The 15,118-nt window shown below is 49.2% G+C and carries 15 protein-coding genes; 13 read left to right on the forward strand and 2 right to left on the reverse strand.

Annotated elements, in window-relative coordinates; all coding sequences use genetic code 11:
- Positions 1-280: 280 nt before the first annotated feature.
- The 6 genes from AB1L17_RS08995 to AB1L17_RS09020 all read left to right on the forward strand — a co-directional run bounded on the left by AB1L17_RS08995 (position 281) and on the right by AB1L17_RS09020 (position 6,231).
- Entirely contained in the window at positions 281-1,537 is a 1,257-nt protein-coding gene (locus AB1L17_RS08995) for a tetratricopeptide repeat protein (protein WP_412844257.1), read from the forward strand.
- The gene (locus AB1L17_RS09000) at positions 1,530-1,949 is read left to right on the forward strand and encodes a VOC family protein (RefSeq protein ID WP_412844258.1); all 420 of its coding nucleotides are present in this window, start codon (positions 1,530-1,532) and stop codon (positions 1,947-1,949) included. Before AB1L17_RS08995 ends, AB1L17_RS09000 begins: the two co-directional genes overlap by 8 nt.
- Before the next feature lie 21 nt (positions 1,950-1,970).
- On the forward strand, positions 1,971-2,804 hold the full coding sequence (locus tag AB1L17_RS09005) for a DinB family protein (protein ID WP_412844259.1): 834 nt from the start codon (positions 1,971-1,973) through the stop codon (positions 2,802-2,804).
- Positions 2,779-3,933, forward strand: a complete 1,155-nt coding sequence (locus tag AB1L17_RS09010) for an outer membrane protein assembly factor BamB family protein (protein WP_412844260.1) — start codon at positions 2,779-2,781, stop codon at positions 3,931-3,933. Before AB1L17_RS09005 ends, AB1L17_RS09010 begins: the two co-directional genes overlap by 26 nt.
- A gap of 88 nt (positions 3,934-4,021) precedes the next feature.
- Positions 4,022-5,389 (forward strand): MATE family efflux transporter, encoded by a 1,368-nt coding sequence (locus tag AB1L17_RS09015; RefSeq protein WP_412844261.1) that lies wholly within the window; start codon positions 4,022-4,024, stop codon positions 5,387-5,389.
- 29 nt (positions 5,390-5,418) lie between these two features.
- Positions 5,419-6,231: a class I SAM-dependent methyltransferase gene (locus AB1L17_RS09020; RefSeq protein ID WP_412844262.1), complete on the forward strand. Its 813-nt coding sequence runs from the start codon at positions 5,419-5,421 to the stop codon at positions 6,229-6,231.
- On the opposite strand, the gene AB1L17_RS09025 is transcribed toward AB1L17_RS09020, so the two are convergent.
- The gene (locus AB1L17_RS09025) at positions 6,228-7,022 is read right to left on the reverse strand and encodes an SDR family NAD(P)-dependent oxidoreductase (RefSeq protein ID WP_412844263.1); all 795 of its coding nucleotides are present in this window, start codon (positions 7,020-7,022) and stop codon (positions 6,228-6,230) included. The two genes, AB1L17_RS09020 and AB1L17_RS09025, sit on opposite strands and share 4 nt — an antisense overlap.
- Before the next feature lie 134 nt (positions 7,023-7,156).
- Between AB1L17_RS09025 and AB1L17_RS09030 the strand changes: the two genes are divergently transcribed.
- From AB1L17_RS09030 to AB1L17_RS09050, 5 genes are all read left to right on the forward strand, one after another.
- The gene (locus AB1L17_RS09030; protein WP_412844264.1) at positions 7,157-7,495 is read left to right on the forward strand and encodes a hypothetical protein; all 339 of its coding nucleotides are present in this window, start codon (positions 7,157-7,159) and stop codon (positions 7,493-7,495) included.
- 111 nt (positions 7,496-7,606) lie between these two features.
- The gene (locus AB1L17_RS09035) at positions 7,607-8,071 is read left to right on the forward strand and encodes a hypothetical protein (protein ID WP_412844265.1); all 465 of its coding nucleotides are present in this window, start codon (positions 7,607-7,609) and stop codon (positions 8,069-8,071) included.
- Between the two features lie 27 nt (positions 8,072-8,098).
- Positions 8,099-8,827: an ABC transporter ATP-binding protein gene (locus AB1L17_RS09040; RefSeq protein WP_412844266.1), complete on the forward strand. Its 729-nt coding sequence runs from the start codon at positions 8,099-8,101 to the stop codon at positions 8,825-8,827.
- Positions 8,827-10,008 (forward strand): ABC transporter permease, encoded by a 1,182-nt coding sequence (locus AB1L17_RS09045; RefSeq protein WP_412844267.1) that lies wholly within the window; start codon positions 8,827-8,829, stop codon positions 10,006-10,008. Before AB1L17_RS09040 ends, AB1L17_RS09045 begins: the two co-directional genes overlap by 1 nt.
- A gap of 68 nt (positions 10,009-10,076) precedes the next feature.
- Entirely contained in the window at positions 10,077-10,979 is a 903-nt protein-coding gene (locus tag AB1L17_RS09050; protein WP_412844268.1) for a DMT family transporter, read from the forward strand.
- Positions 10,980-11,050: 71 nt separating this feature from the next.
- Here the strand turns inward: AB1L17_RS09050 and AB1L17_RS09055 are convergent, their stop codons facing one another.
- Positions 11,051-12,055, reverse strand: a complete 1,005-nt coding sequence (locus tag AB1L17_RS09055) for an ROK family glucokinase (RefSeq protein WP_486599050.1) — start codon at positions 12,053-12,055, stop codon at positions 11,051-11,053.
- A gap of 112 nt (positions 12,056-12,167) precedes the next feature.
- On the opposite strand from AB1L17_RS09055, the gene AB1L17_RS09060 reads away from it, so the two are divergent.
- A complete protein-coding gene (locus AB1L17_RS09060; RefSeq protein ID WP_412844270.1) occupies positions 12,168-13,058 on the forward strand; it encodes a diacylglycerol kinase in 891 nt (296 codons plus the stop codon).
- A 127-nt stretch (positions 13,059-13,185) separates the two neighbouring features.
- Positions 13,186-14,628 carry a 23S rRNA (uracil(1939)-C(5))-methyltransferase RlmD gene (gene rlmD, locus AB1L17_RS09065; protein ID WP_412844271.1) on the forward strand — a complete coding sequence of 481 codons (1,443 nt, stop codon included), beginning with the start codon at positions 13,186-13,188 and terminating at the stop codon, positions 14,626-14,628.
- The last annotated feature ends 490 nt before the right edge of the window (positions 14,629-15,118 follow it).

The raw sequence follows: 15,118 nt of genomic DNA on the forward strand, positions 1-15,118 counted from the left end.
CTGAGCGTAGCGTATAGTGTCGATATGATTTTATTTACTGTTTTTGGTAGTAATGTTATATTTTGGGTGTTGCATGCAATGAAAACAGAAAAAGGAGGGGAACCAAATGTTAAAGTTCACTAGCGTAACTTACAAAAAACAACCTGCTCTTTTCAAAGTTGAAGTTTAATCGTTTTCGCTCCACCAAAAACGGACTCTATTTTCAATAGGGTCCGTTTTCCCAAGTTATTACCCTGATTTTTTAACTTTTTTAACCACGCGAAAAGAAGGTGAATCATATATGGATAAGCAGCATGCATTTGTTTCTTCCATCCTCCACTTTCAAGAATCGGGCAATCATCAAAGCAACTGGACCCGCGGTGTTTGCAAAGCCCTCGCTATCCACAACTTCGATCAAGTCCCCTATTACATTGGACAAGTCATGGAATCTTCGGTTCTCTATGAAGTAGCGATGGAGACCGGGTTAACGGTTGAAGCTATCGAAGCATTGGATTACGAGACTTCTGGCCCTATGAAAAAAGTCAAATGGCTCTACGATGAGCTGGAATACTTAACAGAAATTCAAAAGGTAAATTTGGCGAATTGCTTGACTGCCGTATCGCGCTTCCAACTGGCAGAAAAGGTTTTTGCGAAGATTAATCCAGAGCGTCTTTTCCCGTACGAAAAGCATAATTATTACATGCTGTCTTTCATTTTGAAAAACCGCGCCAACGCTGCGGAAAAACGAGATTTTGAATTTACGAAAATCAAGGAAATTATCGAAGCGGTAAATTTGCCAGAAACGACTAGACTTTCCGCAGCCGGCTTGGCGATTGTGTGGGAGATGAAAACAGGGTCTGTCGGCACGGATTTACATAATTGGTTTGTTCGCTTGGGGCAGGAAACCGCCAAAAGCATTGAAGCTTCAGGGGACTTTAGAAATCGCATTGCCCTATCCACCTTCTATCGTGCATATGCGATGATTCCGGCTGAGAATCATGATGTTACAGGCACGCGCCAGGCAATGGAAAAAGCGTTCATGTATGCCAGTCAAACGGAAGCGAAGACACCGATGCAAGAAGTCATCAGGACGGATGCGATCAAAACCGTTCATGAATCAGAACTGAAGGAATATCTGTATTTGTCCCGTGACTACGATAAGGCCGAGCAGGCGGGTGAGAAATTGATCGCTCTTGATCCTTATTGGAGCATTTCGTATCAGGAAATGGCTGAGGTTTACATGGAGACAGACCGCTACGACAAGGCTCTGGACATGTATAAAAAGGCCAGAGAAATTCGTCTGCCTCGCCTGATCGAATCCCAATTCATGGTGGGGTATTGCCTGCAAAAGCTCGGAAGGGAAGAAGAAGCTCTGGCCGAGTATCAAACGACATTGAGAATGGACAACCAAAACATTGGTGCAGGTGTCAACGGGTATAATCTGGCCAAACTTATGGGCCATGCATCTCTCTCCTTCTACCAGGATTATCTGGATGCGTGGGAATCGGCCGGAATTTTGCAAGATGATCATAAGGAGTTGATCTCTAGTCATGCATAGTGCAACCACCCTTCAACCCATTCGCATAAAGCGCTTTGATCATATCCAGATGGACGTTGGCAATCTGGAAGAAAGCATCGAATTTTACTCGCGTGTATTTGGTTTCGAGAAAAAGGAAGCGGGCATGAGAACGCTGACGCGCTGGACAATTGTCGGCAATGATACGGGTCTTTTCCTGTGCATGCATGAATACGCAGAGGGTGTTGGCCAGGAGAACGAAGGCTTGGAGATTACACACTTTGGCTTGATCGTGGAGGATTTTGAAAACGTGATGGATCGTCTAAAAGCATTTGGTGTCGAGCTTTTTTACGATGATTACGTCCATTATCATTCCTCCCGCTCGGTGTATTTCTATGATCCTAACGGCTACAAGCTGGAAATATCTGAACACGATGGTGGCGGGATTCAATAGAAGCGCAAGGAGTGCACAATCATGGAGCCAAAAACGTGTTTGCGTGCAGGAAAACTGGATCGTAGCTTGCACTTTTATCGCCAGATCGGATTCGAAGTCCATTCGTGTCAGGAACAGCAAGCATTGATCAGCTATGGCGGGCATACGCTTGTGCTCGCCGAGCTGGATCAGGATTGGGAAGGGACCAATTTGTTTCGGCCGATGCCTGCCAAGGACTTGATCTATTTCCATACGAGCCTGACAGAGGCCATGAAGGGAAAATGCAAGCTTGCAGGCGCTTCCTTTTACGAAATGAATTACGAATGGGAAAATGCGCTGGTTGTCTACGATCCAGAAGGCTACAAGCTGATGTTTAAAGAAGCGAAGGCTTTGAGTGACAAGCGCATCCTGGAGCTGTACGAACAGGGGATTCACTCCCTGCACAGTGCTGTGGAGGGGGTAACGGTCGCACAGCTCGATGAGAAAAGCGATACAGAAGAATGGAGTATCCGTCAAGAAGTTCATCATCTGATAGAAGAGGATTTGACGAGCTTGATGCGCATCAAAATGACGCTGGCTGAGCCGGGGCGTGTGTTTCATTCCAACGTACTGGACTTCGATGTTTGGCAGTCTGCCTTGCCGTATGACAGGCTGCCCATTGAGTATTCCATCACGATGTTTGAAGCGATCCGAAAACATGTCCTACAGCTTGTCGCCATGACGGATGATCCCATGAATCGCTATCTGGTCACAAATGGAAGGCATGTCTATTTAAGAGATTCACTTCGCCGATTGGCAGGCCATGTCTTGGAGCATACCCATCATATTATGGAAAGAAGAGGGATGCAGGTTGCATACACACAATCAGAACGCTGAGCGTGTCACTTTTCGTGATCTACAGACCCACTTCTCAGGCACATGGTACAAAAACCAATTGGTTTTGAGAAATAGTCAAAAGGATTGGATAAGACAAGAGTTCGGTCAGCATGCCGACTATAAAAAACGTCCCGACATCGTAGCCGAGAAGGATCTGGGAGATCGGCTGTGGAGCATCCCGGGGCAGATCGCTTCGGATCTGGTGATTGCCGGCTGCTGGGACAACTATATTTACAGCTTTGATTTGCATACCTTCCAGGAAAAATGGAAGTTTCGTACAGAAGGGCCTGTATATAGCTCGCCTGCTGTACAAGCTGACGGCTCGTTTGTCATTGGCTGCGAGGATCATGTGCTGCGTCGTATAGACGGGAATGGAAGACTGCTTTGGTCTTATCGCGCGGGCGGCTTGTTTCATGGCACTCCCACCATTGATGCGAAACGAAACCGTGTATACGCAGCTTGCTATGACCAGCATATGTACGCTTTTTGTCTGGATTCTGGAGAACTTGTCTGGAAAATCTACTACGAAGTAGAGTCTCCCGAAGAATGCATCTACAGCTCCCCGTCGTTATGCGATAACGGCAACATCATTTTTGGTGTCGATGTATTTCTGGTTTGTCTGAATCCTGACGGGAAAGAGCTTTGGCGACATACGCGTACAGACTTTATCGATACGACAGCCGCTTTGGATTACGCCACAAGAATATGTGTGTCCGGCTCGTTTGATAAACATATTTTTGCGGTGGATATGGACACTGGCCTACCGTTGTGGTCCTATGAGACGGACGAAATGGTCGTCTCCTGCCCAGCGATCGGGATGCACGGAGATGTTTGCATCGGCAGTGACGATGGCTATGTCTATGCCTTTAATCTGCAAGACGGTAGTCTGTGCTGGAAGTCTTACATCGGTGCCAAAATCAAATGGACTTGCATAACGACGCTTCCAGACGGCTCCTACCTCTATACCGGTTATGACGGAATATTGCGCTGCTTATGCCATGAAACCGGCGAGCTATTGTGGGACAAGACATTTCCGCAAGGCGTTCATTCCGCGCCACTACTTACCCATAACGATATCCTGGTGGTAGGGTCGCATTTTGGACAGCTTTATTTTTTGAAATGGGAGTAAGGTACGGAAGGGAGCGGATGGAGGCGGCTGGAAGAGGCCGTTGTCTTTCCGCTTTTTCGTTAATGACGATGAAGGAGACCTATCAACCATGTCATATGAACTGCAAAAAGAAACCTCAACTGCACACGTGCTAAAGCTGACGTTCCCGATTTTGATGAATTACATGATTCAGTTCAGCTTTACGATTGTAGACAGTCTCATGGTCGCGCCGTTAGGAGTGGCAGAGTTAGGCGGCGTTGGACAGATCGGTATTTTTTATAATGTTGTGGTCACATTTTTCCTGGGCATTCTCTCTATCTATACGCCGTTGGTCGGGCGCTTGAATCAGGAACAGCTTTCTGATGGCAAAATGATCTCGTATTTTTGGATGACGATGTTGCTCACCCCTGTCTTTATGCTGGTGCTATATGGAATCACTTATCATACCGGGACGATTCTATTGTTTTTCCAACAGCCGGTAGAGGTAAGTCAAGTCGGACAGGATTACATGGCGATTCTGCAATGGGCGTTTTTGCCGCACTTGGCGTACTTCTGCTTGTCGCAGACAGCGAATATTCAGGGGAAGCCAGTGATTGGTGTATATGCGGTCATCATCGGGAATTTGCTCAACCTGTTCTTGAACTGGATCATGATTTATGGAAAATGGGGATTTCCTGCATTGGGAGTAGAGGGCTCCGCTTGGGCCACTTTGATTTCGCGCTGGGCTATGCTATTCGTCGCCTTTGTGTTCGTTAACCGATTATTAAAAGGGAAAAATTTGTTGCGGTTTTGGGAAGTCAAGATCGACTGGCAGTTTTACAAAACGATGTTTCAAAAAGGAACGCCTGCGGGATTCACCCGATTAAATGACTGGCTCTCGTCGTACATTTTGGTTTTATTTGTAGGATGGGGCGGAGTTACGATGGTAGCCGCCAATCACGTAACGGACCTGATTTCAAGCACTATGTATATGTTCTCACAGGCTTTTGGAACGGTGACCACCATCATCATCTCCAAACAAATCGGAGCGGGGGTCGAAGGGAAGGAGCTTCGTGGAGTGGTGTGGCGAATGGTCAAAATCGTCATGACGAGTACCATCGTCGTGGGCATCGTCGCCTTCCTGCTGCTTGATTTAATCTTTATGCCGTTTTCCATAACGCCAGGCTCAGACGTGTATCAGATCGCCTTCAACATTATGCTGGTACATTTGGGCATCTATCTGTTTTATGGGCTTCAATATGCGATGCTGGCTGTATTGGATGGATTATTGGATACAGGGGTTCCAAGCATTGTCTATGCGATTTGCTCCTATGGAATCGTTCTTCCGCTCGCATATTTTGCTGTGAAGGCCGGATATGGGGCAGTTGGGGTATGGCTTGCAGACGGATTGGGAATCATCATTTTGGCCGGCATTTTCTGCCATCGGGTATATGGTCACCTGTATAAAAAGGATGCGAAGGTACAAATAGAGACATAATCTGGAAACAAGTCTATCGACCATGTACAATGAGGTTACGATTCGAAGGCAATAAAAGGGGGATTGGCATCGTGAGTGTTCCATGGAGTTTGGAGGAATATGAAGACCCATTATTATATGACGTGGAAAACAATGGGACTGCCGAGCTCCCGTTTTTGCGAGACTGGGCGGGTAAAATACAGGTCGGCGACAGGCCCATTATGGATTTGGGGTGTGGAACGGGTCGATTGACATTGCCAATGGCAGAAGCCGGGTACACGATGATCGGCATCGACGTCCATGAGGGAATGCTTGAGCGTGCAAAAGAAAAAACAAAGCCAGGCTTGTCTGTCTCATGGCTTCGTCAGGATTGTCGGGCTTTGGATGTCCCGATGAAGTCACCCCTTGTCTATATGGTGGGCCACGTTTTTCAGCATTTTTTAACCAATCAGCATCAGGAAGAGCTGTTGAAATCGGTACATAGCGTATTGGCTCCAAACGGTACCTTCATTTTTAACACACGCTTTCCGTCTGCGGATGAATTGCTGCAGCCGGCAGAAGAGCAGTATGACCATACGATTGTGGATCATAACAATCGGAATGTGCAAATTTTTTACAAAATGGAGTATGATCCGATTAACCAAATCCAGCATTACAAAACCATTCGCCGTTTCTATGATCAGGATGAGCTGCAAGAAGAGAGAGTAACCACAATCGACTTGCGCTATACGTACCCGCAGGAAATCGAGAAAACATTAGCACTGAACGGATTTACGCTGCTCCATCTCTTTGACGGCTGGGAAGAGAAAGCGTTGAATCCTGATTGCTACTCGATAGTGGTCGTTTGTCAAAAAGTAGATTAATAGATGGTGGAGAGGCTGCCGCTGTCCATGCGCCAAGCCATGCCGTTGATCGAGGCTGTATGGTCACTGCACAAGGTCGTCAATACAGACAGGACCGCCTCCATGGGGGTATATTTCGTGCTGGTACAATACGGATACGTTCTTTTCATCGCTTCCTCAACAAGATTCTCCACGTTGAGGTTTTTCTTTTGTGCTGCTTCGTTCAAGTATTCTTCGTTGTCTGGTGTCAAGAGAGGGCCGAGCAGCAAGGAATTGGCGGTGATGGAGGTTCCGCGCAAGTCTTGGGCAAGTGCGCGCGTCATTGTGAGTAACGCTGCTTTACTGACGGAGTAGGAGAGTAAATGAGGCTTGACCTGCAGAGCGGATTCCGTGTTGATCATGACGATCCGGCCGTAGTTGCGCTCATGCATGGCTGGCAATAAATGCTTGGTGAGGAACAAGGGAGCAAGTGCATTGACGTCAAAATGACTATACAAGTGGTCCTTGGTTAGCTCGGAAAAAGGGATCTCGTCAAAATGAACAGCGTTATTGATCAGGACGTCCACATAGCCGTGCACAGCTTTGAGACTGTCGGCAAGCTGCGAGAGTTGATCAATATTCTGCAAATCATAGGAGAAATAGCTGTTGCCGGATTTTTCGAACAGCTCCTCGCGATTTTCTATCTGGTCGTAAGAGCGTTTTCCAATCACTAATACTTTTGCATGTTGCTTTGTCAGTTCACTTAGCAAATATTGTCCCAATCCGCTTGTGCCACCTGTTAGCACAACGACTTTCTTTGCCCAATAGCTCATAAAGGCAACACCTCGCATTTTACAAATTTTGTAAATTGATTATACAACAGGCGGAATAGCTTGTACATCATTTGTAACAATTTCCACTCTCCCCTATAATGAACGTACAGGAAGAAAAAGGAGGATGGAAGTGCATGAAGCTCGTTTCTGTTGCAGGAGAAAGCGTGGCACCTGGAAAAGGTGGTTCACCGTCTGATACATTCGACCGTTCCATTGCTACGTGGCAAGAAAATGGTCAGGAAAAAACAATAACCGTCACCTATGTACGCTATTTTGGAAAGGTGCTCGCTGAGCGGGGCATTTACGATCAAGAAGCAGAAGGTGTTCCTGTCAGCCATCTGGTCGCGACTCTTTTTCTGGAAAAGCATCCTGAGGCAAAAGAAACCCGTCACTATATTAACGATACCGAGGCTTTCGTCGCTCTGTTCGAGGACTTTTCTCTGACGAAGTGGAAAGAGCGTTATCCCCTGTAGGATTGGAGAGCCAGGGTTTTTAAAGTCAAAAGATTCTGATTCGCAGATGGCACATACGGGAAACTTTTCAGAGGGCATGCTAAGGGCAACCAATTATTGGAGGTAATTAGCATGTTTTCTATTTGGTTGCCACTGTTGATGACTTCTGCAGCTCTTGTGTTTGGTGCGATGCCTTCGAGTATCCCGGCGACTTCCTCAACTGCGTGGATGGCTGCTGTACAGGAGTTTGATGCGTTTTTGCAGGACTGGAAAAAAGGCCAGGTGCTGGAGAACCTGCGACACCCGCTTTTTGATCTCACGGGAGTATCAGCTGTGTCGGGAATGATGGAGATCATTCGTTTTTCGGGAGAGGCACATGGGCAAGCAGGAGAGATCACCCTGTCGTTTTACACACTGGAGGGCGACAAGGTATTTTCACCTCCCGGCTCCGTGTCTGTTGCACGAGTTGACGAGGAGCGGCGGGAGTTTCATGTCAGTGGTGCCATTCCGCGAGTTTTGCGCGGGCGTACGGGTGTCGTACAGGTGACCTTTCAGGGGGAAAAGCGGGCCTCGTACTTGCTGAAGGTACGATTCTAGTGAAAAACGAGAGAGGAGGGGCTGCTGTTGATTGAGGTCAAAGATGTCAGCAAGCGATTCAAGGAGATCGCAGCGGTCCAGCGTGTATCGTTTCGCGTGGAAGCAGGTGAGGTATACGGTCTTCTGGGGGAAAACGGTGCAGGAAAGACAACCACGATGCGTATGATGGCGACGATCCTGTCACCAACAGAGGGAGACATCGAGATTAGTGGGTTTTCCGTCCGACAGCAACCGCTTGAAGTGCGGCGCCGAATCGGCATCTTGTTCGGGGGAGATGTGGGTCTGTACAGCCGTTTGACAGCGCGGGAAAATATTGCTTACTTCGGGCGTTTATACGGCTTGGACCAAGCGAGGCTTCAGGAGCGGACCTGCAGTCTGAGTCGGATGCTTGCGATGGACGAATTTATCGACAGGCGAGTCGGTGCCTTTTCCCGGGGAATGAAGCAAAAGGTAGCGATCGCCCGGACGCTTGTGCACGATCCGGACGTCATTTTGCTGGATGAACCGACGACAGGTCTCGATGTGACGGCTGCCACCATCTTTCGAAGAATGGTCAGAAGGCTGCAAGCTGAAGGGAAGACGATCCTGTTCTCCAGTCACAACATGGGCGAGATCAACAAGCTGTGTAAAAGGGTTGCTCTCATGCACAAGGGCAAGCTTCGATTTGCCGGAGGCTTGGATTCGTTGCGCGAGCAGTTTGGGACAGATGATCTGGACGACATTTTCATGGCTGTCGTGGAAGGGAGCGAAGGCTAATGGGCTCGCCTGTCATCTGGACCGTACTGAAAAAAGAACTGATGGACTTGTTTCGCGATCGCAAGGCGTGGATGGGGACGTTGCTAATCCCGGTAATCGTCATTCCGTTCGTATTCTTTTTGCTCGGGACGTCCTATAGCAATGTGGAAAAAGAAGCGAGGGAGTATGTCCCGTTAGTCGTTCAAGGCTCATCCTTGTTGATTGATGCTTTGCAAAAAAATCCGGGCGTTCAAATCCTGGAGCCGCCCGATCCGGGGCAAGCATTGCAGGCGGGGCAGCTGCGTGCTATTTTGACAATTCCTGCAGGCTTCGACGAAGAGATAGCGGCGGGCAGAACAGCTCAGTTATCGGTGGCCTACGATTCCACCAATCAAAAATCCGTCTATGCACGTACGTTGATCGAGCAGACGATAGAAGCGTACAGCAAACAAGTGGTAGCTACAAGGTTGAACCAAGCGGGCTTGTCCGAGCAGACGATTCAACCGATTGTCTCTACCTATCAAAATGCAGCCTCGGAGGAAAGGAAGTCGGGAGGGATGCTGGCTGGCATTATTCCGTTGATGCTCGTGGTGTCGCTGGCATCTGGGGGAATGGCCGCAGCGAACGATCTCGTAGCGGGTGAAAAAGAACGGGGAACGCTCGAATCACTAATGACTGCACCGATTGATGCCAAGCACATCCTCACTGCAAAGCTGTTGGCTGTCATGATCATGAGTACAATGGGGGCAGTGGCGTCACTTATTTCTGTTACGCTGGCCATGCGTCTTGGGCCCATGGGGACAGAGGGAGATCATTTTACACTCGCGTTTTTCTCGCCCTTCACGCTCTTTGTGCTCATCGTGACCATCCTGCTGCTGGCAGCACTCTTTGCAGGGCTGGAGCTTGTTCTAAGTACGATTGCGAAGTCGTTTAAAGAGGGACAGACGTACATGAGTGCGGTCATTTTTTTGGCAATGGTTCCGTCGTACATGCTGATGCCAGTAAGTCCCGTCGACATCCCCGAGCATTACTACGTGATGCCCGTTTTCAATGGTGTGGCACTGTGCAAGGAAGTGTTTTATGGCAAGGTCGACCCGATGCATGCGCTCATGGGAATTGGCTCGTCGCTTGTCTATGTGGTCTTCACTATTTTTCTCGCGTCGCGAGTATTCCGTAGAGAAGGGGCGGGATTACAGCACTGATCGCTTGTATGGTCCCTGCCCTGCCACGTCTCTTGTCGCTGCCATTTCGAGAAAGCTGGTGAAATGTTGTGAATCCGCTGTATGTAGGTGTGTTGTATGTATTTGGGTCGGCTGCTGGCTTTGGCGTCATGTCTATTTTCGCTGTGTACGCCTACGAAGCGGGTGTGTCTGTTTCGACGCTCTTGTTTTTACGGTTTTTATTGGCTACTGCCTTATTTTTCGGCTTGTTGCTCTGGCGTAAGGAGTCGCTTCGCTTGGAGAAAAGACAGGTGCTCGCCATGTTTTGTCTCGGTGGGATCTTGTATACGCTGCAATCGCTCAGCTTTTTCTCTGCGGTTCAGTACATCCCGACATCGATGGCTGCCTTGCTGCTGTACACTTTTCCTGTGTTTGTGGCCGTGCTGAGTTACTTCGTCGAGAAGGAGAAGCTGACCAAAAAGACAGTCATCGCCATGCTGATCACGCTCGTCGGTCTGGGACTTGTACTGGGCTTGTCGTTTGGCGGGATTAGGCCGATGGGCGTTCTGTTGGCCTTATCCGCGGCGGTGTTTTATTCCGTTTATATTGTCGTGGGGAATCGGGTGGTAAAAGGGGTTTCGTCTTATGTGACGTCTGCGTACATAGCCCTGTTCGCCGCCATTTCTACCTTTTTCATTGCGCAAAAGGACGGAGGTATTGATCTATCTTTTACGATACAAGGATGGTGGGCGCTGGCGGGAATCGTTGTGTTTTCGACGGTGGTGGCCATCAGCTTTTTCTTCCGTGGCTTGCAATTGATCGGGTCAACGAAAGCGTCGGTGCTAAGTACGCTGGAGCCTGTCGTCACCTTTGGATTTTCGGCGTTGTTGTTTGGTGAAGCTTTTAGTCTGCTTCAGTTATTGGGGGGATGCGCAGTGCTTGTCGGGGCTGCGCTGATTGTTTCGGGGAAAGGCGGCGAACCAGAGCTGGCACCGCGGCAGGCTTCTTCCTAGATGATACCAAAAAGACGCTCATGCTGTGATCATCCGCGCAGGAGCGTCCTTTCTTTTTATAGAATGGGAGATCAGGCTTCGTCCATTTGCGAGCGGATTAACCAGCCTGCACCGTACACACCAGCGTCATTGCCGAGCTTGGCAGGAACGATCTCTGTAGACTCAACGACGTAGGTGAAAGGAACAAAGCGTTTGAATGATTCACGGATTCGGGAAAAGAGGAAGTCACCTGCTGCGGCTACGCCTCCACCAATCATGAACTTCGCGGGATTGAGTACATTCGCCAAATGAGACAGAGCGAGACCGAGATAGAGCGCCACTTGATCGGTAATGGCTATTGCAGCTGTGTCTCCCGCTACCGCTGCTTCGAGGACATCCTTGGCGGCAATGTCTCCTTTGGAGGCGAGTACAGCGGCAAGTGCCGGGCTTGTTCCGTTCGTAGCAGCCAAGCGCCCCTCGCGGATGATGGCGGTCGCAGATGTGTATGTTTCGAGACAGCCTTTTTTGCCGCAATTGCAGGGGGCACCGCTATCCGGCGTCATGGTTATGTGACCGATTTCGCCGCCCACACCATTGATGCCATGGATGACCTTTCCATTCAAGATGACGCCTCCACCTACACCCGTGCCGAGCGTGATGAGAACGAGGTCTTGCGCACCTTGGCCTGCACCCTGCCACATTTCACCGAGCGCTGCTACATTCGCATCGTTATCGACTGCGACAGGCAGGCCTGTAAGGGCTTCCAATTTTTCCTTCAATAAAACGGGTCGGCGCCAGTGAAGATTCACCGCTTGGAAGACGATTCCTCTCGCACCATCGACAGGGCCGGGTACACCTACACCGATTCCGCAGACTTGCGAAAGAGAATAATCGTGCTGCCCAAGAAGCTCACGGGACATGTCTGTGATTTTTTGCAATATGCCATCCTCGCCGTTTGCAACAGGCGTCGGTTCTTGCACTTTTGTCACCAGCTCGCCATCTGGCGTAAGCAAAGCCATCTTGATTGCAGTGCCACCCACATCTACTCCCACGATAATCTTCTTCACAAGCGTCTCCCCTATCTCCTTGTTTTCCATCTTTTTCTATATTATCACGCTACATTCAGCATAGCGATTCCCAAAAATGGCTATACAGGATATGATGGAAGAGAGTACCCATGTGAGCGAGTGAAGGAAGAAGGGATCTGCCTTGAAACGAGCCAGATTAATCTACAATCCAAGCTCCGGCCGGGAAATCGTGCGTCGGCGATTGCCGGATATCCTCGATTTAATGGAGTCGGCCGGATACGAAACTTCATGCTATGCGACCAGAGGGGAAGATGATGCAACCGAAGAAGCTGCTCGTGCAGTAGCTCGCGGTTTTGACGTCATCCTGGCTGCTGGTGGAGATGGAACCATATACGAAGTTGTAAATGGGATGGCTGAGCAGAAAGCACGTCCATCTCTAGGAATAATCCCCACAGGAACCAGCAATGATTTTGCCCGGGCAGTAGGAATACCGAAATCGATCACAAGTGCCACGGAGATTATCGCCAAGGGCAAAAAGAAACGCATTGACCTGGGACGCATCAACAACCGCTATTTTATGAATATCGCGGGTGGCGGCTCACTGACGAATCTGACGTACGAGGTCCCGAGCAAGCTGAAAACACTACTGGGCCAAATGGCGTATTACGTCAAGGGATTGGAAAAGCTGCCGTCGCTGCACCCGATCCGTGTTCGTCTGGAGAGCCGCAAAGAAGTGCTGTTGGATGAAGAAATCATGGTCTTCCTCATCGCTAATAGCCACTCGGTAGGCGGCTTCGACAAGCTCGCTCCAGAAGCGAATTTGTCCGACGGCAAGCTGGACGTCATCGTGGTGAAGAAGACGAACATTGCGGAGTTTATTCGGTTGGCGACACAGGCGGTTCGCGGCGAGCACCTGAAGGACCCGAACATCCTGTATTTCCAAGCAGATTACATCAAAGCCACGTCACCTAGCGGAGAGACGGTTCAGCTCAATCTGGACGGTGAGCTGGGCGGACAGCTGCCTTGCGTCGTGGAAGCGTTGCCGGGGCATATCGAGTTGTTCGTCCCGTAAGAAGATAGTAAAATGAATAGCAATAGCCGTGGGGATGCCGCTTTACGCTGAGCATCCCTGCATGCTTCCTGGATCGAAAAGCCAAGCAGGCGAGGAATATAGAGCAAGACAAAAGGAGCAAAAGATAGTGGCGAAGACAACAAAGAAGCGGCGCGGTCCGCACCCGACAGCCAAAGTGGAGCTGGACGTCCCTGTACGTGTCGGACAAACCGTGGAAGTGGAGATAACCGGACTCAACCACGAAGGAGCAGGAGTCGGCCGGATTGAAGGATATACGCTGTTCGTGGATGGCGCACTTGCAGGAGAGCGAGTGCATGCTCGCGTCGATCATGTGAAGAAAAACTTCGGTTTTGCCAAGCTGACAGAAGTAGTAGAAGCAAGTACCCATCGCTTCCAGCCGCCCTGTCCGCTGTATGATCGTTGCGGAGGCTGTTCGTTGCAGCATCTCGCTTACGAGGAGCAGCTGCGTCACAAGCAGCAAATCGTACGGGACAATCTGCGAAGAATCGGCGGCTTCCAAGTCGATGGAGAAGGGGCCATCACCGTTCATCCGACACTCGGCATGAGTGATCCATGGCGCTATCGCAACAAGGCTCAAGTACCGATCGGTGAGGAAAACGGGGCGTTGGTCGGCGGATTCTACGCAGAGAAATCCCATTCAATCATCGACATGAACGAATGCCTCATCCAGCATCAGGCCAATGACGAGGCGGTTGCAGCAGTGAAGCAGGCAGCAACCAAGCTGAATATCAGGGCATATGACGAGGTACGTAACACTGGATTACTCCGTCATGTGGTGGTCAAGGTAGGAGTCAAGACGGGGGAAGTCATGGTCGTGCTCGTGACGACGGAAGAGCAGATTCCACAGCGAGATCAGCTATTGGAAGCGATTCGCGCACGGGTAGCTGGCGTGACGAGCATCGTGCAGAACATTAACCAGGACAAGACCAACGTCATTTTTGGCAAAAAGACCGTGACGCTTTGGGGCAGCGACGTGATTTATGATTATATCGGTCCGATCAAGTTTGCCATTTCGGCGCGTTCGTTTTATCAGGTCAATCCTGCCCAGACAGAGGTGCTGTACAACAAGACGCTGGAGTATGCGGGTGCGACTGGAACGGAAACGGTTATTGATGCGTACTGCGGCATCGGGACGATCTCGCTCTTTTTGGCGCAGAAGTCCAAGCATGTGTACGGTGTGGAGATTGTGCCGGAAGCGATTGCGGATGCGAATCGGAATGCACAGTTGAATGGCGTGGAGAATGCGACGTTTGAGGCTGGACCTGCTGAGGTTGTTATTCCTGCGTGGAAGGAGAAGGGCATACGAGCGGATGTGATTGTCGTTGACCCGCCGCGCAAAGGCTGTGATGAGGCGTTGTTGACGACGATTTTGGAGATGCAGCCGGAGCGTGTGGTTTATGTGTCTTGTAATCCTTCTACGTTGGCGAGGGATTTGAAGGTGCTGGCGGAGCGGTATGAGGTGAAGGAAGTGCAGCCGGTGGATATGTTCCCGCATACGGGGCATGTGGAGAGTGTGGCGTTGTTGGTGCGGAATGATACAGGTGCCTAAGTTCCTTATAAATAGAGGTTCTTTGAATGGTACAGTTTATTGGTGTGAGTGGTACAGAGGTTGTTTTTGGGCGTTGGTGCTAAATTGGTGTTAAACATCAGCAACAACTAGCCGAAATAAGCGTATTTTCTCACATGAATGTAATGTAATAAAGGGAAACCGTTATAGTCAACAGTATACGAAGAACCCGAACGATTGCTATCTCAATCGCTCGGGTTCTTATGCTTTTTGTTGATAATTAAGGGGGAAATTATTAAGGGGATAATTTTATGAAACTAATTGACGGCTTATCTATCTGCTGTTGCTAAGACATGACCCCAGACGTTCTGAAATAGACAATAATATAATTGTAATTATGTAAAATTATTATGGTATTACCTCCATAAAATCTATTGGAGGTATTTGTTAGTTAATGGAGGAATGTGACAATTCATGTTGAACTAGGGATAAAGGAACAATGTTACTGAGTCAAAAAGACTATATTAAAAAT

This window comes from Brevibacillus jepli (assembly GCF_047229145.1).
Taxonomy (GTDB): Bacteria; Bacillota; Bacilli; order Brevibacillales; family Brevibacillaceae; genus Brevibacillus.